This is a genomic window from Streptomyces sp. NPDC001970, assembly GCF_053594115.1.
Map to the genome: position 1 here is coordinate 32,110 of NZ_JBSFDW010000027.1, position 18,796 is coordinate 50,905.

Annotated in this window: 20 protein-coding genes and 3 pseudogenes; 9 read left to right on the forward strand and 14 right to left on the reverse strand. The window is 69.4% G+C overall.

Annotated features, from left to right (window positions below; translation table 11 throughout):
* Positions 1-36 precede the first annotated feature (36 nt).
* On the reverse strand, positions 37-624 hold the full coding sequence (locus ACWCP0_RS28095; RefSeq protein WP_451081566.1) for an RICIN domain-containing protein: 588 nt from the start codon (positions 622-624) through the stop codon (positions 37-39).
* 588 nt (positions 625-1,212) lie between these two features.
* On the opposite strand from ACWCP0_RS28095, the gene ACWCP0_RS28100 reads away from it, so the two are divergent.
* Positions 1,213-1,374: a hypothetical protein gene (locus ACWCP0_RS28100; RefSeq protein ID WP_451081567.1), complete on the forward strand. Its 162-nt coding sequence runs from the start codon at positions 1,213-1,215 to the stop codon at positions 1,372-1,374.
* 662 nt (positions 1,375-2,036) lie between these two features.
* Here the strand turns inward: ACWCP0_RS28100 and ACWCP0_RS28105 are convergent.
* A complete protein-coding gene (locus ACWCP0_RS28105; protein WP_451081568.1) occupies positions 2,037-2,210 on the reverse strand; it encodes a hypothetical protein in 174 nt (57 codons plus the stop codon).
* Between the two features lie 368 nt (positions 2,211-2,578).
* Here ACWCP0_RS28105 and ACWCP0_RS28110 point away from each other — a divergent pair, with 368 nt between their 5' ends.
* Complete coding sequence (locus ACWCP0_RS28110) at positions 2,579-3,391, forward strand: alpha/beta fold hydrolase (protein WP_451081569.1); 813 nt, start codon at positions 2,579-2,581, stop codon at positions 3,389-3,391.
* A gap of 91 nt (positions 3,392-3,482) precedes the next feature.
* Here the strand turns inward: ACWCP0_RS28110 and ACWCP0_RS28115 are convergent, their stop codons facing one another.
* Entirely contained in the window at positions 3,483-4,577 is a 1,095-nt protein-coding gene (locus tag ACWCP0_RS28115; protein WP_451081570.1) for a hypothetical protein, read from the reverse strand.
* A gap of 257 nt (positions 4,578-4,834) precedes the next feature.
* Complete coding sequence (locus tag ACWCP0_RS28120; RefSeq protein ID WP_451081654.1) at positions 4,835-5,323, reverse strand: DUF4265 domain-containing protein; 489 nt, start codon at positions 5,321-5,323, stop codon at positions 4,835-4,837.
* Positions 5,324-5,814: 491 nt separating this feature from the next.
* On the opposite strand from ACWCP0_RS28120, the gene ACWCP0_RS28125 reads away from it, so the two are divergent.
* Positions 5,815-6,339, forward strand: coding sequence for a DUF6188 family protein (locus ACWCP0_RS28125; protein ID WP_451081571.1), 525 nt, complete (start codon positions 5,815-5,817; stop codon positions 6,337-6,339).
* 122 nt (positions 6,340-6,461) lie between these two features.
* Here the strand turns inward: ACWCP0_RS28125 and ACWCP0_RS28130 are convergent, their stop codons facing one another.
* The gene (locus tag ACWCP0_RS28130; protein ID WP_451081572.1) at positions 6,462-6,908 is read right to left on the reverse strand and encodes an anthrone oxygenase family protein; all 447 of its coding nucleotides are present in this window, start codon (positions 6,906-6,908) and stop codon (positions 6,462-6,464) included.
* Between the two features lie 90 nt (positions 6,909-6,998).
* Here ACWCP0_RS28130 and ACWCP0_RS28135 point away from each other — a divergent pair, with 90 nt between their 5' ends.
* Complete coding sequence (locus ACWCP0_RS28135) at positions 6,999-7,577, forward strand: TetR/AcrR family transcriptional regulator (protein ID WP_451081573.1); 579 nt, start codon at positions 6,999-7,001, stop codon at positions 7,575-7,577.
* A 69-nt stretch (positions 7,578-7,646) separates the two neighbouring features.
* Here the strand turns inward: ACWCP0_RS28135 and ACWCP0_RS28140 are convergent, their stop codons facing one another.
* From ACWCP0_RS28140 to ACWCP0_RS28150, 3 genes are all read right to left on the reverse strand, one after another.
* Positions 7,647-7,949, reverse strand: coding sequence for a hypothetical protein (locus tag ACWCP0_RS28140; protein WP_451081574.1), 303 nt, complete (start codon positions 7,947-7,949; stop codon positions 7,647-7,649).
* A 73-nt stretch (positions 7,950-8,022) separates the two neighbouring features.
* A complete protein-coding gene (locus tag ACWCP0_RS28145; protein WP_451081575.1) occupies positions 8,023-8,217 on the reverse strand; it encodes a hypothetical protein in 195 nt (64 codons plus the stop codon).
* A complete protein-coding gene (locus ACWCP0_RS28150; RefSeq protein WP_451081576.1) occupies positions 8,214-8,432 on the reverse strand; it encodes a hypothetical protein in 219 nt (72 codons plus the stop codon). The genes ACWCP0_RS28145 and ACWCP0_RS28150 overlap by 4 nt, the downstream gene beginning before the upstream one ends.
* A gap of 83 nt (positions 8,433-8,515) precedes the next feature.
* Here ACWCP0_RS28150 and ACWCP0_RS28155 point away from each other — a divergent pair, with 83 nt between their 5' ends.
* Positions 8,516-9,181, forward strand: a complete 666-nt coding sequence (locus tag ACWCP0_RS28155) for an ArsR/SmtB family transcription factor (RefSeq protein ID WP_451081577.1) — start codon at positions 8,516-8,518, stop codon at positions 9,179-9,181.
* The gene (locus ACWCP0_RS28160) at positions 9,178-10,515 is read left to right on the forward strand and encodes an MFS transporter (protein ID WP_451081578.1); all 1,338 of its coding nucleotides are present in this window, start codon (positions 9,178-9,180) and stop codon (positions 10,513-10,515) included. Before ACWCP0_RS28155 ends, ACWCP0_RS28160 begins: the two co-directional genes overlap by 4 nt.
* 250 nt (positions 10,516-10,765) lie before the next feature.
* On the opposite strand, the gene ACWCP0_RS28165 is transcribed toward ACWCP0_RS28160, so the two are convergent.
* The 5 genes and pseudogenes from ACWCP0_RS28165 to ACWCP0_RS28185 form a co-directional block, all read right to left on the reverse strand.
* On the reverse strand, positions 10,766-11,371 hold the full coding sequence (locus tag ACWCP0_RS28165; protein WP_451081579.1) for a suppressor of fused domain protein: 606 nt from the start codon (positions 11,369-11,371) through the stop codon (positions 10,766-10,768).
* 398 nt (positions 11,372-11,769) lie between these two features.
* The gene (locus ACWCP0_RS28170; RefSeq protein WP_451081580.1) at positions 11,770-12,708 is read right to left on the reverse strand and encodes a sigma-70 family RNA polymerase sigma factor; all 939 of its coding nucleotides are present in this window, start codon (positions 12,706-12,708) and stop codon (positions 11,770-11,772) included.
* 10 nt (positions 12,709-12,718) lie between these two features.
* Positions 12,719-13,909, reverse strand: coding sequence for an NAD(P)/FAD-dependent oxidoreductase (locus ACWCP0_RS28175; RefSeq protein ID WP_451081655.1), 1,191 nt, complete (start codon positions 13,907-13,909; stop codon positions 12,719-12,721).
* Between the two features lie 126 nt (positions 13,910-14,035).
* Positions 14,036-14,245: pseudogene (locus ACWCP0_RS28180) on the reverse strand (cation transporter); the annotation flags it as partial.
* 22 nt (positions 14,246-14,267) lie between these two features.
* A pseudogene (locus ACWCP0_RS28185) lies at positions 14,268-14,654 on the reverse strand (DNA polymerase III subunit alpha); the annotation flags it as partial.
* A 145-nt stretch (positions 14,655-14,799) separates the two neighbouring features.
* On the opposite strand from ACWCP0_RS28185, the pseudogene ACWCP0_RS28190 reads away from it, so the two are divergent.
* Positions 14,800-15,270 (forward strand): annotated as a pseudogene (locus tag ACWCP0_RS28190) (cation transporter); the annotation flags it as partial.
* A 90-nt stretch (positions 15,271-15,360) separates the two neighbouring features.
* Here ACWCP0_RS28190 and ACWCP0_RS28195 read toward each other — a convergent pair.
* Positions 15,361-15,765 (reverse strand): heavy metal-responsive transcriptional regulator, encoded by a 405-nt coding sequence (locus tag ACWCP0_RS28195; protein WP_451081581.1) that lies wholly within the window; start codon positions 15,763-15,765, stop codon positions 15,361-15,363.
* A gap of 76 nt (positions 15,766-15,841) precedes the next feature.
* On the opposite strand from ACWCP0_RS28195, the gene ACWCP0_RS28200 reads away from it, so the two are divergent.
* A complete protein-coding gene (locus ACWCP0_RS28200; RefSeq protein ID WP_451081582.1) occupies positions 15,842-16,567 on the forward strand; it encodes a tRNA-dependent cyclodipeptide synthase in 726 nt (241 codons plus the stop codon).
* 17 nt (positions 16,568-16,584) lie between these two features.
* A complete protein-coding gene (locus ACWCP0_RS28205) occupies positions 16,585-18,789 on the forward strand; it encodes a heavy metal translocating P-type ATPase (RefSeq protein WP_451081583.1) in 2,205 nt (734 codons plus the stop codon).
* Positions 18,790-18,796 lie beyond the last annotated feature (7 nt).

Genomic DNA, 18,796 nt, shown 5'->3' on the forward strand with positions numbered 1-18,796 from the left:
CCGGGGCGCCGCGACGACAGCTTTCCGATGAATAGGTCAGCCCGGGAAGACCAAACTCCAGCCCTGGTTGGCATTTCCATCGCAGCGGAACTGAGCTGCCTGTGCGCCATTGGCGGTACTCGCGCCCGAAATGCCCAAGCACAGGCCGCTCTTGCGGTTCTTCAGCGCGAACACGCCAGGAGCGCTGTAGGCGTCATAGTTGATCACCCAGTCCTGGTTGATGTCGCTGGAGCCATTGGCCTGGATGGCCCCCGCACCGGCCGCTGTGCTCGCACCGTTGATGCCGAGGTTCTTTCGCGAGCCGGCGTTCTCGAGGCTGTAGTAGTTGCCGTCCGGGACGAGAATCCAATGCTGCACGTTCAGGGCCTGGTTTCCAGGCTGCTGGACGACCTTGGCGCCGTTTGCCGTGCTGCCACCCGAAGGCTGCAGGAACTTCCCGGACTTCGAGTTCTTAAGCCCGAAGGTGCTTGCGGATGCGGCTGCGTCCTGGAGATCCGACGCTGTCAGCGGCATCGGGTCACCGCTCTGCAACGACTGTGCATGCGCGAGCGCCGGGCCGGCTGTTGCTATCAGCGCCCCGGCGAAAACCGCCGCGACCACATTCTTGGTGCGCCTTGTACGCACGTTACGTCCCCCTCATTACTGATGCTGATGCGCTTGGTGTTACATGCGGTACCCAATCAGTCTGTTGAGGGGGTTCGCTAGATCATTCGAGTAGTTCGACTGAAAGTGCATACTTGATGGGCACGGCTCGGCTGCTGCGGCCAGTCCTGTGTGTCATCCCCGATCAGGCGAACCGGAATGCAGTTCGCCCCCTGGCCGGGCCCGGCCAGATTCGGTCCCGCCTCGCGGCCGGAATCCGGAAACGTTGACGGCGACCAGGAGCTGATCCTTGAGGACCTGATCGCAAGCCGCTCCTCAAGGATGGCGCAAACAACTCCGTTGACCATCAGAGCCTGCTGACGCTCTTGGAGACGATGAACACCCCCGGTATGGGAACCCGATCACACTGACTGGCGACCATGCTCGCTGGCGTGGCCGAAGCGACATCTGGCGCAAGAGCTGGCGCAACTTGCACGACGGTGAAGGCCCGCAGATCGCGGTCGAGTTGCTCGTCGGAGGTGATACGGAGCCTGCGACCGTGCTGCGCACGTGGCGCGGTGACGACGTAGCCGACTCGGACGCCGTGCTGGACCGGCTCGGCCATGCGCGATGCCGCTCGCCGAGCTCGGCGGGGACGAGGACCTGACGGCGTACCGGCCCTTCCTCTCGTACTCCGAACTGGCTCATATGATCGGCGGCAGACCCAGTGAGATGTACGACGCCATCGCGTCGATCCTCGGCCTGGAGCAGCTTGCGGCAGCCGACAAGTGACTGCGCGGCCTGTCCCGCGAGAACGACGTTCCCCTCAAGGCGGCCAAGAGCGAACCGCTCGCCCTGTTCTCCCTGTTGGAGGCTACGGACGACCCGCGCGCCCCTGGCAGCCACCGCCGCGCTGAGACGCCGCACCCAGGACCTGGCCCGTGCGGCGGAACTGGCTGCCGGGGCCGGCGGGGCGCGGTAAGCCCTCGGCCGCGGGCGCAGCGCGGGTGACTACACCCGGACGGGCGGCGGGGCGTCGAACCCGATGAGTTGCTGGAGGCGGCACGCACAGAGCTGGCAGCTTGGGCGACAGGACACTTCCGGCGATGAACAACGCGTCAGCGTCGAGGGTGCTCCTCCGGCGGAGACCTCCCACGCATCTGCTGACGCCAAAAGAGCGGTCCGACGTCCCTGGACGCTCGCCCCTCCCCATGCCCCGCGACTGCCGCTGGCCACCAGGTATCAATTGCGTTCCCAATCCCCCCGCGCCGTGCGGCTGCGGCGCCCGAACGGGAAGTGCGCCGCCGATCGCCGGACGAGTCAACCGGCATCGCGAGGTTGTCTTCATCCGCCGGAGCATGTGGCCGCGCCGCTTCCGCGGCCGGATCCACCAGGGAGGCATGGCCGGGAAGTCGGCGCGGCCAGGCACCACCGGGTGGGGCGAGGCAGCCGGGTCAGCCAGTGAAGGAGTCCTTCGTCTTCTCCTTCGCTTCACGCATCTCGCCTCGGGTCTGGAGAGCGGCACCTTTCGCCGCGAGAGTCTCCTTACCCACAGCGTGAGCCGCCTTCCTCACCGCTTTGCCGATGACCTGTTCAGCCTTCGCCTTGGTCTTTTCTCCGGCACTCATTTTGTGTCCCTCCGTAGAGGCTCATGCGTCTACCCCCGATGGACCGGGCAAAACCCGGCCGGAGCGATGTGTCGCTCGGAGTGGCGAGCGCGGCGAGCCCCCGGTTCCCATCGGTGCAGGCCTCCGGCACGCCGTTCGATCGGTCGTCCGTCCGCCTTCCTCATTGCCATGCACCTGCTCGGTGACGCGATGCGGCAGGTCGCGGGCGGCCTGGATGACGGTTGGCGACCCGCTGAATCCCTGGCGGGCGGCGCCGAGGCGGCGGGCTGCCTTTGCAACGGTCATCTGATCCGTGGCCTACGCGGACGCTGTGTCAGTCGTGTCATGAGGGCCGCGCGGCGGGATCATGGGTGCGGAGGTGCATGGCCATGGGTGAACGCGTTCACGTCAACGGAACCGACATCTGGGTGGAGAACCGGGGCCAAGGGCCCGACGTGCTGCTGATCGCGGGGCTCAGTGACCCTGCCGAGGCGTGGCAGGCGCAGCTCGACGGGCTGTCGGACTGGTACCGGGTCATCGCCTACGACAACAGAGGGACCGGACGGACGCCGCTGCCGCCGGAGCCGATGTCCGTGGCCATGATGGCCGACGACGCCGCGGCAGTGCTCGGCGCGCTCCAGGTCGAGAAGGCCCATGTCGCCGGGTTCTCGGGCGGCAGTGCGATCGCCCAGGAGCTCGCGCTCCGCCACCCGGAGCTCGTGCGCAGCCTTGTCCTGATGAGCACCTGGGCACGGGCGGACGCCTACTTCACTTCCATGACGCGGTTCTGGCACTGGCTGGCGACGGACGCGCCGGACGAGCGCTCCATGCTGGAGGCGTTCTTGTTGTGGATCTACACCCCGCGCGCCCACGCGGACGGCACGGTGCAGCGGATCATCGACGAGGCGCTCGCCTTTCCCCACCCTCAGTCGGCCGAGGCCTTCCAGCGCCAGCTCGAGCCCTTCATGGTTCATGACACGCTCGACCGACTGCCGGGCATCACAGCACCAACCCTCGTCCTGGCCGGCGAGCTGGACAGGGCCACGCCTCCACGGCTCGGGCGCGTCGTCGCGGACGCGATCCCGGGCGCGGACTACGAGGTCATGCCGGGTGAGGCCCACCAGCCGTTCCAGGAGGCCCCGGACGCTTTCAACGCCAGGGTTCGCGCCTTCTGGCACGAGGTGGAACAGTGGCCGTCCTGACCGGTGGGCCCACCCTGGACAGGCCCCGGAACCAAGCTGAGACACCGGGGAACGACCAACCGTCCGGTAGCCAGATCACACAGACGGTGTGTCATTCCCCGCGGATGCGCCACCTGCCGGTCGCGGGATGCCACACGAGGCGCACCCTGCCCTGGTCCGGTCTGCGGGCCGTCAGCTCGTCCATGTCGATCGACGACAGAGCCCGCAGTGCCTCGTCCGAGGCATTCGACCACACGAAGAGGGTGATCCCCGCCTTTGTGTCGTCGGCGATGAGGAGGCCGGGTTCATCATCGCGCGTGGACTCCTCGAGGGCCTCGACGGCCGGTCCCGGCTCCCCGTTCCGGCGCAGCATCCGGCGGACGAGGCCCCTGGCCTGTCCGTAGTCATCCTCGGCAGCCTTGGCGACAAGTGCCTGGACGAAAGGTACAACGGCGGTGGTGACCAGCGCGGTGACGACGACCGTGGCGAGTTCCGCTGCGGTGCCCGACCGCAGTGGGCCGCTCTCCTCGATTTCCCGGGCGCGCAGAACCTCGTGTGTTTCCCGCCATGCGGAGGCTTCCTGCTTCCGACCGAGCTCCTTCAGTACGTCGGCCAGCTGCCAGGCGCCTCTCGCTGAGCCCGCCTCGGCCTCCGGCCGCACGCACTCCTCCGCCTCACTCAACCGCCCCTGCCTCGTGAGCAGGTAGGCCAGATCGGTACGCACGTAGGACACACCGTGGGCGATCGCCATCCGGTACCAGTGCTCAGCGTCGTCGAGCCGCTTCCGCTTCTTGGCCAGCTCTGCCAGGGAGGTCATCGCCCACAGGTCCCCGCCCTCCACTGCGCACCGAAGCCAGAACTCACGTTCGTCGGCGCTGAGGCCGCTCGTCCAGCCCATGGCTCGCACCGCCTCGGGCCATCCCGCCTGCGCGGCGCGCCTGCACCAGTCGGCCGATCTGGCCTCGTCCGCATCGCCGTTCGGGTGCCTGTTGACGGCGAGATCCCAGCAGACCCTGCTCAGCTGGTACATCGCCTCGTGATCCCCGGCCTCGGCCGCGGCGAGCAGCCACCGCTCGGCGTGCTCCAGGCCGGCATGGGACTCGTAAAGGTGCTTGCCGAGAGCCTTCATCGCCCCGACGTCACCCGCCTCCGCGGCCAGTTCAAGGTTCGGGTCCGGCTCCCCCCACACCATCCTCGGTGCCGCCATCTGTCCCCCTCTTCCGGCGCCCCGCCAGGAGCCTCCACGGTGTCGTCACGGTCTCCCTCGACGTCCTATCGTTCCAATTCTCCCCCTTCTAGCGATGACTTGTGCTGAGCTCGTCCCGCGAAGACGTGGTGGGGCCGATCCCCCCGAGGCGGGGGAGCGGTTGAGCCCGCAACCAAGTGACGCGAAGAGCGGGGCTGGGGAATTTCAAGGTTCTGGCCGCAGTTCCGTGAATCACCGGGTCAGCGCCGCGGCACCCCTCATCCTGCGGCTGTTGCCTCCCATGCGGCAGTGACGCACCCTTCCTCCCAGTGCCACCACCCCTCGGCCTCACCGTGCTCCAAGAGCTGCTGAGTCCGCCGCAGGTCCGCATCCGGTGGGACGTCCAGAGCAACCATGCCGTACTGCTCGATTCCCTCGCCGGTCGTACCGAGGCTGTGAAAGATCTCCAGCACGCTCTGCCGGGCAGCTGCTGAGCCTCCGTCCTTGAGAACGATCAATCGGATCGTGCAGTTCTCAGAGGCCTGGACAGTCTCTCCAGCCCACCGAACACCTTCGTCGTCGATCTCCACGCGGATGATGTCGTCGCTGGCGACTCCGCGTACGAACCAGGGCGTGTTGTCCAACCGCACCGTGCCGTCGCCAAGGTCCACTGCCCACAGGCTCTCGACGCTCGCAGGCGGCCAGCCGTCTTCGTCCACCTCCATCCGGAAGTGGACCTTCACATGATTGCCACTGATGTTCGTCACCGGGCCATCATCCACGGCGTCCCGTCAGGTCGAAGACCACCCCGCTGACCCACCCCACCACCACGGGAAGCGATTTTCACGCTGATGGGAGGCGATCTCTACTGGCCTCCGAGACGGCGGCTCGGAGGTACTCGTCAGCGCCCGGCGGGAAACGACCATGAACTTCACGAAATCGCGGCCAGAACCAATTTCAAGGAGCCCCAACACCGCGGCAACTGGAAGCCGACTATGTCCACGTCACGTTCACCGGGGCGCGTTGCGCCGTGCGGCCGGATCGCGCTCGGTGTCCCGTCGCACGGTACTTGCCTGTTGATCTCGACCTGAACTGCCGGTTTGCCAGGATGGTTGCGAACGCCTCTCCTCGAATTCTCAGCGAAGCCGGCTTCTACGGAACCTCCATGGGCGGTGAGCGTCGTCGGCTCAGCAGACGGTGACGCCGAGGAGGAGCGAAATCCCTTGGTGCCTGCGATGGAGTGGACCATGGTGCGGTGATGAGCACTGAAGTGGAACTGTTCGAGCATGAGGACCGCTGGGTCCTGAACCTCCGAGGGATGAGTGTCGCCAGGGTCTGCATCGACTTTCGGCTGACGCTCGCCCTCGACGCAGGGTGGGAAGTCGTGCTGGAAGCGCCAGCTCGGCTCTCGGCAGGGTCACTCCACACCAGTCCTGTGCCTCTGACGCCGGAGTCCCAGAACGTGGCTGCGGCTCTTCCACTGTTCGGGGCGAAAGTCCTGTCCGCGGTGGCGTTCAAGTCCGGCGCCCTGCGGATGGTGTTCGACAGTGGCACGCATTTGACGTGTTCGGCCGACACGTCGTTCGAAGTTTGGCAGATCACAGGACCGCGAGGATGCCGCTTCGTCTCGCTGCCCGGTGGGGACCTTGCCGTCTGGTGTTCTGTCGCGGCGCATCTGTCAGATAGCGAGCCGTTGGCCTGTTGGGATGCCAGGTCGTTTGAGAAGGCGGAGGCCCGGGGTTCTCGAACGACCTGGCTTTCGCGGAAGTCGCGATCTCGATAGAGGCAGAAACCTCCGGTAGAGGGGGTCCTGGGTTCCGAGGGCGGTGTAGATCCGTGCGAATCGTCGGCTACCGCCCGCGGAGTAGAGGAGTGCCGCCACCTGCGCGGTGTCGGCCCGCGGGCTCAGGCGAGGGCGGCGACCAGCAGGGCGAAGGCGGCGATGATGACGGCGACGCGGACGTAGTGGAAGCGGTCCCAGCGGTTCATCTGCTCCTTCCAGTCGGCGGGCCGGTTGTCAGGGGTCCACGTCTTGCCGCGGTTGTTGATCGGGACGAGCAGCAGGAGCGACATGACCACGCTAAGGATCAGCAGCGCGCCGGCGGTGACGACGAGTCCGGCGCCGGGGCGGTGCCATCCGGCGATGGCCCAGACCGCGACGAGGACGAGCGAGGTGATGTACCAGACCGGCATCACGGCGCCGAGCATCCGGCCCCCGTGGGCGCGGCCGAGTTGGCCACTGTCCTCGGGGAGGGCGTTGAGGATCGGGTTGATGACGAAGGCGACGGAGAACTCCACCCCCACCATCACGCCGACGACCACGGTGGTGAACACCTCGAGTGCGTTGAGCATGATGACCCTCCTGGCATCTAGTGTTGCTAGCTGATGAGGCAACGCTAGTACTGCTGCCGCTCACTTGTCTAGCGGTGCTAGGATCGAACCATGTCGGTACAGGAACGCAAGGAGCGCGAACGGGCGGGCCGCGAGCGCCTCATCGTGGCGACGGCCCGCGAACTCGCCGAGCAGCAGGGCTGGGACGCGGTCACCACCCGCCGGCTCGCCGAGCGCATCGAATACAGCCAGCCCGTCCTCTACAGCCACTTCCGCGGCAAGCGCGAGATCATCGGCGCCGTCGCCCTCGAGGGTGCCGCCGAGATGGCCGCGGCGCTGCGGGCCGCGACCTCCGCCGCTGACGGCCCTCGCGCCCGGGTCACCGCCCTCGCCCGCACTTACCTCGACTTCGCCGAGCGCAACCCGGCGGTCTACGACGCCATGTTCCAGCTCGACGGCGGCCTGGCGTTCGCGCACGAGGACACCCCGGAGCCGCTGAAGGACGCCTTCGCCGCCCTGCTGGAAAGCCTCGGCGAGGTCGCCGGGGACGGCGTCCACCCGGGACTGTTCACCGAGGTGTTCTGGGCGGCCCTGCACGGCCTTGCGACCCTGACCCGGGCGGGACGGCTGCCGCCGGCGGACGCCGAGCGGAGGGTGGAGCTGCTGGTGGACCGGCTCGCCATGGTCTGAGACACCGTCCGAACGGACGGGCAGCCGGGGTGGACGGGGCCGAGAGCAATGGGCAGCTGCCGGAGTTGGTCAGGCTGCGTCGGCATCCGGCCTCCGGCGGCGGGGGCGACGGTTGCGGCGGTGTTCCTGGCGGGCGTCCTCGGCGGTCTGGTCGACCTCGATGGTCTCCAGAATCTTGCGGGTGATGGCCTCGCTGCCGTTGATGATGGCCTCAAGGGCGGCGTCGCGGACGAGTGGCGCCGCTGGTGTAGGTGCCCCTTGGTCCCGTACGGCGAGCAGGAGAGCGACCGGGGCCATGCCGAGCGGGATCCGGCCCAGCAGTGTGGCGCCGAGGGCCGCGCGCAGTGCGGCAGGCGCAGCGCCGACGGCCAACCGACGACTTCCGGCGCGACCGGGTGCAGATGGGGCGCTCGTGTCGGAGATGTGGTGTCGCTCAGAACGGTCATCACTGGACCGCCCCGTCGTGCAGGCCGAGTCGCTCGACTGCGCGGATCACCCTGCAGTCCTGGTCGATCGCGGCCTGCGTCGAGGCGGTCAGGACGATCTCCCCGGGGGAGGTGGCGCGGTCGACGGTGGCTCGAACGGGCGCGCCGGGGGCCAAGGTCCCGATGACCTGGGCGACGGTGGGCGGGGTCGTCATGGTGTGCAGAAGGCGCCCGTCGAGGGTCCCGTCGTGCGGGGCGATGAGGGAGACGCGGGAGACGAAGCGGTCACCGCGCGGCGCGGTGATCCCATCGCCGGCGGGCGGCCGAGGCGGTCACCTCGGGCGCGGGCGGCGTCCAGGCCCTCGTCGGTGCCCTGGACGATGAGTTCGCGGATGAACTCCGCCAGGCTCTCGAAGACATGGAAGACCAAGCGCCCGCCGGGCCAGCAAACCGCAAAGAGTTCTTCGCGAAGGGCTCTTTGCGAAGAACTCTTTGTGGTCTAGGTTGTGCCGGATGGCAGATGCTTTGGAGAGGCCAGATGGCCCGAGGGTTGAAGAGGACTCGGTTGTTCTGGATGCCAAGGGGCTGCGTGCCCTGGCGCATCCGGTGCGCGTGCAGTTGGTCGGGCTGCTGCGGAAGTACGGCCCGTCGACGGCCACCCGCCTCGCTGAACGGCTGGGCGTGAACTCCGGCACGGCCAGCTACCATCTGCGGCAGCTCGGCGCGGCCGGTTTCGTCGAGGAGGACACGGAACGCGGCAACGCGCGAGAGCGCTGGTGGCGTTCGGTGCACCGGACGACATGGTTCAACGACCCGGATCTGGCCGAGCGCGAGCCCGAGGCTGCACTGGCCTACCTCCAGTCCGTCGCCGCCATCTACACCCTTCGCACCCAGCAGACGCTGAACGAGCTGCAGATGATGCCCCGCGCGTGGCGGGACACCTTCGATATGAGCGACTGGGCCCTGCGGCTCACGCCCGAGGAAACCGCCGCCTTGCAGCGTGAGTTGAAGGAAGTCATCACTCGTTATCGGCGAGACGCACCGGAGGCGGCGGCAAGCGCCCCCGAGGGAGCCGAACGGGTCGCCGTGATCACGCATCTCCTGCCCGAGCTGGACACGCCTGCCGCGTCAGCGTTCCCTCCCAGTCCTCAGGAAGCGACAGGAGCGGAGACGTCATGACCGACGACGTCTCGCGCTCTGACGGCATATCCGGCAAACGGTCCTTACGGCCGCTGGGCGGGGTGCTGACGGCCATGGCCGTGTCGCTGACTGGTACTCGGATCTCTGTTGTGGCACTGCCCTGGTTCGTGCTCGTCACGACTGGCAGCGCCACCCAGACGGGACTGGTCGCCTTCTGCGAGATGACTCCTTACGTGGTGGTCAAGGCATTCACCGGGCCACTGGTGGACCGGATCGGCCCGCGGGCCGTTTCCTGGACCACCGACCTGGCAAGCGCGGGCGCAGCCGCTGCAGTTCCCCTGTTCCACGCCCTGGACCTGCTCTCCTTTCCGCTCCTCCTGGTCCTGGTCGCACTGATCGGCGCGGCCCGCGGCCCCGGTGACCTGGCCAAGGAGGTCATGGTCCCGGAGGCGGCCGAGCGCGGCCGGGTGCCGCTGGAGCGGGCCACCGGTCTGTCCGGTGTGACCGAGCGGCTCGCTTCCACCGTCGGTCTGGCGGTCGGCGGCTCCCTGGTGGCACTCCTCGGCCCTCTGACGGGACTTGCCGTCAACGCGGCCTGCTTCGCTCTCGGCTCGGTGATCATCGGACTGGCGCTGCCTCGCGGCATGGGACATGCCACCGAGGAAGCATCCTCACAGGCCGGGATGACGGGACCGGGTTACTGGCGGCGGTTCGGCGAGGGCTTCACGTTCCTGCGGGGCGAGCCGCTGCTGCTCACCGTCGTCGTCGTGGTCGGCATCACCAACCTGCTGGACGCGGCGTTCACCACGGTGCTCGTACCCGTCTGGGCCAAAGAGTCCGGCAACGGGCCGGCTGCCATGGGTCTGTTGGGCAGCGTGATGGGAGCCGCTGCGATCGGCGGGAGCCTGATCGCCGCGGTGGCCGCACACCGGCTGCGGCGCAGGGTGCTGTTCTTCACCGGGTTCCTCTTGGCCGGCGCGCCGAGATTCCTGGTCCTCGCCTTCGACGCCCCGCTGGGAGCGGCACTGGCCGTCTTCGCCGTCAGCGGATTCGGTGCGGGCTTCCTCAACCCGGTGCTGGGGGCCGTCCTCCTCGAGCGGGTGCCGCGCCGATTGCTGGGCCGGGTCAACGCGCTCGGTGACTCGCTGGCCTGGTCCGGCATCCCTCTCGGCGGACTGGTCGCCGGGGCGGCGGTGGCCTCCGCCGGACTGCTGCCCGTGTTGCTCGCCTGCGGGACCGCGTACTTCCTCACCACGAACCTGGCAGGACTGAGGCCGGAGTGGCGCGACATGGACCGTCCGGGTGGGAGAGGCGTCCTGAAGCCGCATTCCAAGGAAGACGCTTCACTAGGCAGTGCGAATGTAGTGCCATGACGTCCACGGGAGGGAGGGAAAACGTACGACTGTCCCCTCCCTCCCTGGCCTTCAGACGTTCTCCGCGCCGCGGCAGGACCTCCGCGATCCGCCAGCTCGTCCTCCAAGCCCCGGCCCCCGTCATCGCAAAGGCCCTCGGCTACCACGACAAGACCGCCATCCGCCTGGTCACCGAAGCCGGCGGAACCTGGAGCCGATACGCCCCTGGTGATCACAAGCGGTGACCGCCGCGAGCGGTTCGACCGACGCCTCACACCACCGATGCCCGGAAAGGATCAGTGGGAATGATCTCCGCCTCGTCGAAGAGTTGCTCCAACGCCTCATGACCCTGGCGCCTGCGGAACTCGATTTCGGCGGCCGTCACAGGCAGGGTCCACAGGATGCGGGCGTGCCCCCCGGGCAGCGGACAGTGCTCAAGGTCAGGTCCGTGGAGATAGGGCAGGCTGATCAGCAGGTGGTCGCAGGTCGAGCCCGGCACCCATGGTTCACCGATCGGCATACTGTGCTCCAGATCGAGCTGATGCCCTCCGCAGTGGTAGTAGGTGATCATGGCTATGAGATCGATGAACCGCTGGTCTCGGACGTGGGCGGTCATGACGAACTCAAGCCCGTGACCGTCCTTCTCCATCGCGGCCCAGCATCCGGCGGTCACATAGGCCCAACTGTCGCTGCGCGGACCGGGGCCCACAACGAGAACCCGCAGGTCGGGCACGGCCTCGCGCCGGTCCGGCCCAAGGTCGCAGACGACGACCTCCACGGAATGCCCCTCGAAGAACGCCCGGACATGTGACTCAACGGCCTCCGCGGCCAGCAGCCTCGCATCACTCACCGCGCGATCATGCCAGACCTCAATCAACCGGCCCGACTACTTACCCAGCGTCATGGCTCGTAGGCATCAGCCGCGAATACGCGACACCTCAACATGCGGGCCTACCAGTCCCGAGGGCCGAACAGACGCCGGGCTCTTGGGATTGGTTCCGCAGTCCCGATCACTCAAAGTTCGCTGTCACAGGACCCTGTGACGTTGAGCGATAGGTGGCCAGGAGCGCTCGGATCCGCCCTGGTCAGCCCTCCGTGACGATTCGTAGTTGGCCACTGTGGCGACCCATAGTTGGCCATCGGGGGTCCGAACTGCATGGCCGAGTCTGATTCGGGAGACCGACGTGCTTCGGCCCCCGTGCTGCTGTGCAGCGCGGGGGCCGAAGGGGGGCCGTCCTCGCTCCGACTCAGGTCACTGGATTCCGGTGGCTCTGGTCACCATGCGTTGATGACCGGCGCGTCGGGTTCGTACTGCCGCCAGGCCTCGTTGAGGCGCGCGAGCCGGTCCGCGGCGGCGATGCCACGCAGGGACGCGACCTTGCCGTCGCTGACTTCGAACGCCACGGCGCCCACGACCCGGTCGTCGACCACGGCGAGGACGGCCGGGGAGCCGTTGACCAGCGCGATATGGATCGCGGGCGAGCCGCCGGCCAGCCGCCGCTTCGCCGGCGTGGGCTTGAAGCCGGCCCGCACGTAGGAGGCGACCCGCTCGCGCGTCTTGTACCGCAGCAGCCGCTTGCCCAGTCCGGCGCCGTCCGAGACCGCCGTCACGTCGTCGGTGAGCAGCGCCACCAGCCGTTCGGTGCGCCCTGACGTGGCTGCGGCGAGGAACTCCTCGACGACCCGGCGCGCGGATGCGGGGTCGGCCTCGCCGCCGCGGCGGCGCTCGGCGGCGACCCGGATCCGGGCCCGGTGGACATGCTGCTGGCTCGCGGACTCGGTGATGTCGAGGATCCCGGCGATCTCGGCGTGGCTGTACGAGAAGGCCTCACGCAGGACGTAGACGGCCCGCTCGACCGGCGAGAGGCGCTCTATGAGGGTCAGTACGGCCAAGGAGACCGATTCGCGCTGCTCGAAGGTGTCGGCCGGGCCGAGCATCGGGTCGCCATCGAGGAGCGGCTCGGGCAGCCAGGCACCGGCCGCTCGCTCGTGGCGCGCCTGCGCCGAGCGGAGCCGGTCGAGGCAGAGATTGGTGACGACCTTGGTCAGCCACGCTTCCGGCACCTCGACCCGTTCGCGGTCTGCGGCCTGCCACCGCAGGAACGTGTCCTGCACGGCGTCCTCGGCGTCGGCGGCCGAGCCGAGCAGACGGTACGCGAGCGAGGCCAGCCGGCCCCGGCTGGCCTCGAACCGATCGATGGCTGCGCTGTCCATGCGGAACAACCTATGCGGCGACCCTCACACCGGCCCGGTCAGGCGCGGTGGCCAGGCGCCGCTTGCGCTTGGGCATGCCGAAGGTCGGGTGGGCGATGCCCCACCCGGCCCCCTTGAGCACGCCCGACTTGAGCCGCGCGGCGGTCCGGCCGCCCAGGTACCAGGACTTCGACCGGACGTCCCCGTCCACCATCTGGAAGATCGCGTCCCGCCGCCCGAGGCTGATGTGGTTGCCGTGGTACTTCAGCCCGGTGGTCGGGACCTGGCTGCCCGTCAGGCGCGCGATGATCGCGGCGGTCGCCTGCATGTTGGTGAAGCCGGCCGAGGCGCAAGACATCGGCAGCGGCCGGCCGTTCTCGCCGATCGCGAAGGCGCAGTCACCGGCGGCGTAGACGTCCGGGTGCGAGACCGAGCGCATGGTGCGGTCGACGACGATCTGGCCGTTCTCGGCGACCTCCAGGCCGCTGGCGGCCGCGATGGGGTGCACGGCGAACCCGGCCGACCACACGGTCACGTCGGCAGGGATGGACGTACCGTCGGCGGCGATCGCCCGTGTCGGCTCAACGGCTTCGATGCCGGTGTGCTCGTGGACGGTGATGCCGAGCCGGTCGAAGGCCTGGCGCAGGTGACGGCGGGCCTTCGGGGAGAGCCAGGCGCCCAGCTCGCCGCGGGCGGCGAGCGCGACCGAGAGGTCGGGCCGGGACTCGGCGAACTCGGTGGCGGTCTCGATGCCGGTCAGCCCCTCACCGACGACCAGCACGGTGCCGCCCTCGCCCAGGCCGGCCAGGCGCTCGCGCAGACGCAGCGCCGAGGACCAGCCGGTCACATCGAAGGCATACTCGGCCACGCCGGGGACGCCATGGTGGGCTACGGAGCTGCCGAGCGCGTAGAGAAGCGTGTCGTACGCGAGCTCGCCGTCGCCGTCCTCGCCGGTCACGACGACAGTCCTGCGCTCGGGGTCGACGCCGGTGACGCGCGCCAGGCGCAGCCGCACCCCGGTGCCCGCGAATACGTCGGCGAGCTTGCGGAACGCGAGGTCCTGGCCGATCGCGAGCTGGTGGAGCCGCATCCGCTCAACGAAGTCGGGCACGGCGTTGACGACGGTGATCTCGGTGTCGGCGGGGGAGAGCCGGCGGGCCAGGTTTCCAGCGGCGAAGGCCCCGGCGTATCCGGCGCCGAGTACGACGATGCGGTGCTTCATGGCGTTGCTCCTGTCTCGTTCGCGTGCCCCTTGAACGAGACGGCGCCCCGATTGCTGACAGGAGCCGGGTGTGACGCGGGTCACCGAACTAAGACGGGCGGCTGAGCCTCCGACAGGCGCTTGGGCCTGTTCGCGGGACTCGCGCACCGCGTGATCGGCCGCGGAGAACTGCCAGGCGACCGCGGCGGCGGAAGAGACCTCGATGACGGAGTCCAGGCCGAAGCCGATCAGCGCGGTGGAAGAGGCGAGGGTGCCGGCAGGGATGGCGACGCTTGCCTCGACGACGTTCTAGGTGATGGTCGCCGTGACCAGCAGACGTATGCGCCGGGCGAGCACGTCACGGCGGGCAGGGGAGGGCTGCCCCCGAGCCGCGGGCGGCGACCCGGATCCCCACCTCCCTCACATCCGCCACCACCTGCGCGACGGTGAGGAAGTACGTGTCGTACTCCAGCCGCCCGATCACCGCGAGTTCCTGATCCAGCCGCTCCCGCGCCGCGACGTCGCGGTCCAGGCCGCGGCGTACGAGGCCGGCCTCGCAGCGCTCCCGCAACAGCCGCGCCGCATGCCCCGCCGCGCCGACGACCTCCGGCTCGGGGAAGTGCGGCGTGCCCAGGCCCAGATCGGCCACCGGGTCCAGCCGGCACTCCTCGCCCGTACGAACCGTCTGCTCGAGCAGCTGTCCCGCCCGCTCCGGGCCAGCCCCAACGGCCTCGGCGACCTTGTCGCCGGCCGCTATCAGCAGTGCGGCGGCGGTGTCCGGGCCGACGCCGTAGCGGTCCAAGAGCTCGGCGCACAAGCGTTGATGGCGGTGGTGATGCGGCCGGTGAGGGTGTCGATGCCCTGATAGTTGGCCATCTCGATCCGTAGTTGGCCATCGCCCCGCTTCGACTGCCCAAGAGAAGACCACGCTGCGGATCATCGCGATCTCGTTCTTCGCGCTCGCGGCCTATGTCATGGTCGACGCCGTCCGCGCCTTGACCGGCATCGGGGAGGCCGAAGGCTCCATCCCCGGCATCGTGCTCGCCGCCCTCTCTCTGGCCGTGTTGCCGTTCCTGTCCGCCGCCCCGCGCCGCGCTGGCCGTGAACTCGGCTCGGCCAGCGCGGTCGCCGACTCCAAGCAGACCCTGCTGTGCACGTACCTGTCCGCCGTGCTCCTGGTGGGCCTGGCCCTCAACGCCACGCTCGGCTGGTCCTGGGCCGACCCGATCGCCGCCCTGGTCATCGCCGCCGTCGCCGTGAAGGAGGGCCGCGACGCCTGGCAGGGCAAGGGCTGTTGCGCCGCTCCCGCCGCGACGGTACCGGCCGGTGGCGCCGAGAGGGACGCATGCGGCTGCCGCCCCGGACACGATTGCTGCAAGTGACCCTCCACAGACGCCGAGAGTGCCCACCCCGAGGCCGGTATGAATCCACCGTTCCCGGAATCGCGGCCACGGGAGGACAGCAAGCGACAGTCAACCGGCAGCGTTCTCGATGATGCGGCAGACCACGGCGTGCTCCCCGCGGCCGGCTGCCTGGTCGGCTTGGGCGCGGGCGTGCTGAAGGGTGGTGCGGAGGGCTTGGAGGTCGGCGATGCGGCGGTCTATGTCGGCGAGGTGCTTGTCGAGGAGGTCGGTGACGAGGGCGCAGGGCTGTTCACCGCGGCGCTGGAGGTCGAGGATGTCCTTGATCTCTTTGAGGCTGAGGCCGAGGGCCTGGGCCTGGCGGATGAATCCGAGGACGGGGACGGCGTCGTCGGTGTAGGTGCGGTAGCCGGCGGCGGTGCGCTCGGGCGGGTCGATGAGGCCGTTGGCCTCGTAGAGGCGGACGGCCTTGGGGCTCAGTCCGGTCTGGGCAGCGACGCGGCCGACGGTGAGCATGATGGGGCTCGGTTCGTGCGAAGGGTTTCAGTGTGCGCTTGACCTTGTCCTAAGGGCAAGGTTTTAGCGTCCTGTCATGAGCACAGATCAAGGCGACAGCGGCGGCTGCTCGGCGGCGATGGCGGTGACTCCGCTGAGCGGCCGGTGCGCCGAGGCGGTCGAGCGGGCCGAGCGGGCCGAGCACGCCTGCCTCGGGATCAGCCCGTTCAACAGCTACTTCTCCACGGCGCGGATCCGCGAGCTGGCAGCGTGGGGGCTCGACCGGTTCGAGCGGGTGGACTTCCTCGTGCCGGACGCGCCGAGTGCGTTCACGTTCGAGGCGCTGGGATACGCCCCGGAGAAGGCCGCGTGGAAGGCGCACAGGCAGGGTGAGTACACCCGCAACAAGATCGTCACCGCGCTCGGCTCCCTCGGGGTGGCCGAGGCGCAGGCGCGGGTGCTGGGCTGGGCCGAGCTGGAGGGCAATGCGGCGTTCGGCCGCCTCCATGCGAGCGGGCTGCGCCGCTACGTCGAGGACGCGGATTTCCGGGATGCCTGCCGGGAGGCGACCGGGTGGGTGCTGGCCGGGAAGCTGCCCGCAGGTCAGGCGCCGGACGAGGAGCAGGTCGAGCACGCGGTGCGCTACTTCCTGGCCGAGCTGCCGCTGTTCATCGACACCCCGGCGATCGTCGGCGCCGAGACATCCGTGTTCTGTTACCACGAGCCGCCCGCTGTGCTGCGCCGCCTGTGCGGGGGCGAGCTGAGCTGGCGTCCTGCCGCCGGGCAGGGCTTCGCCGTCGTGGCACCGGCCGTACGCGACTGAGAGAGAGGAATGCTGCCGTGACGACCACCACTCGGGCCGATGCCGAGCAGTCCATAGAACTGACCATCAGCGGGATGACCTGCGCATCGTGTGTGGCGCGGGTCGAGCGGAAGCTGGGCAAGCTGCCCGGAGTGACCGCGACGGTGAACCTGGCAACCGCGACCGCGCACGTCACCCGCGAGGACCCGGCGGTCGAGGTGGCGGAGCTGATAGCCGCCGTCGAGGCCATCGGTTACGGCGCCGAGGCGCCCCGGACCGACACCCCGGGCGCGGACCATGAGGCAGTCGACGCCGAGGGCGCACACCTTTCCGGGCTGCGCCGCCGCCTGATCGTCTCGGCGCTGCTCGGGCTGCCGGTCGTCCTGGTGTCGATGCTCTCCGCGCTGCACTTCGCCGGCTGGGAGTGGGTCGCGCTGGTCTTGGCGACCCCGGTGGTGGCGTGGGGCGCGTGGCCGTTCCACCGCGCTGCGGCGCTGAACCTGCGGCACGGGTCGGCGACGATGGACACCCTCGTGTCGCTCGGTGTGCTGGCCGCCTACCTGTGGAGCGTGGGGACCGTGGCGCTGGGTGGGCATCACCTGTACCTGGAGGTGGCCGTCGTCCTGACGGCGTTCCTGCTGGCGGGCCGGTTCTCCGAGGCCCGTGCCAAGCGGAGGGCGGGGGACGCGATTCGGGCGCTGATGGACCTGGGTGCCAAGGACGTCGCCGTACTGCGCGAAGGAACAGAAGTACGGTTCCCGGTCGAGGAGTTGGCGGTCGGCGACCTGTTCTTGGTGCGGCCCGGCGAGAAGATCGCCACGGACGGTCAGGTTGTCGAGGGTGCCTCGGCGGTGGACGAGTCGCTGCTGACAGGTGAGAGCGTGCCGGTGGAGGTGGAGCCCGGCTCGGCCGTGACCGGAGCGACCGTCAACAGTCACGGGCGGCTGACCGTACGGGCCACCCGGGTCGGGTCGGACACCAAGCTGGCGCAGATCGCCGCGCTGGTGGAGCGGGCCCAGACCGGCAAGGCGGAGGTGCAGCGCCTGGCCGACCGGATCTCGGCGGTGTTCGTACCCGTCGTCATCGCCCTGTCGATCGGCACGTTCGCCGTGTGGATGCTGACCGGTGCCTCGGCGGCCGCCGCACTGACCGCGGCGATTGCCGTGGTGATCACCGCCTGCCCGTGCGCGCTGGGGCTGGCCACGCCCACCGCGCTGATGGTCGGTACCGGGCGCGGCGCCCAGCTCGGGCTGCTGATCCGCGGCCCCGAGGTGCTGGAGTCGACGCGGCGGATCGACACCGTCGTCCTGGACAAGACCGGCACTGTCACCGAGGGCAGGATGCGCCTGGTCGACGTCGTAGCGGCCACCGGCGAGGACGAGCAGGAGGCGCTGAGGCTGACCGGTTCGCTGGAGGACGCCAGCGAACACCCGATCGCCGCCGCCATCTCCAACGCCGCACGCGAGCGCCTTGGCTCCCTCCCGGCCGTGACCGGCTTTGCCAACACGCAGGGCCGGGGCGTGACCGGGCAGGTCGAGGGACGTACGGTGCGCGTGGGCCGGTCGGCGTGGCTGGAGGAGCAGGGCCAGGTGGTGCCCGACGAGCTCGTCCGCGCACAGAAGGAGGCCGAGGCCCAGGGGCGTACGGTCGTCTTCGCCGCCTGGGACGGGCGCGTGCGCGGTGCGCTGGTGGTCGCCGACACCGTCAAGCCGACCAGCGCCGAGGCGGTCGCCGACCTCAGGCGGCTCGGGCTCACACCCGTGCTGCTGACCGGCGACAACACGGCGGCGGCACGGGCGGTGGCGGCCGAGGTCGGCATCGGCATCGATCAGGTGATCGCCGAAGTGCACCCGGAGGACAAGGTCGCCGAGGTCGAGCGCCTCCAACGGCAGGGGCGGGTGGTGGCGATGGTCGGCGACGGTGTCAACGACGCGGCCGCCCTCGCCCAGGCCGACCTGGGACTGGCCATGGGCACCGGCACCGATGCCGCGATCGCCGCATCCGACCTCACCCTGGTACGGGGTGATCTGCGCGCGGCGGCGGACGCGATCCGGCTGGCCCGCGGCACGCTCCGCACGATCAAGGCCAACCTGTTCTGGGCCTTCGCCTACAACGTGGCCGCGCTGCCGCTGGCCGCGCTCGGCCTGCTCAACCCCGTGATCGCCGGAGCTGCGATGGCGTTCTCCTCGGTCTTCGTCGTCTCCAACAGCCTGCGGCTGCGCCGCTTCCAGCCACTGCGCTGACGCCGGT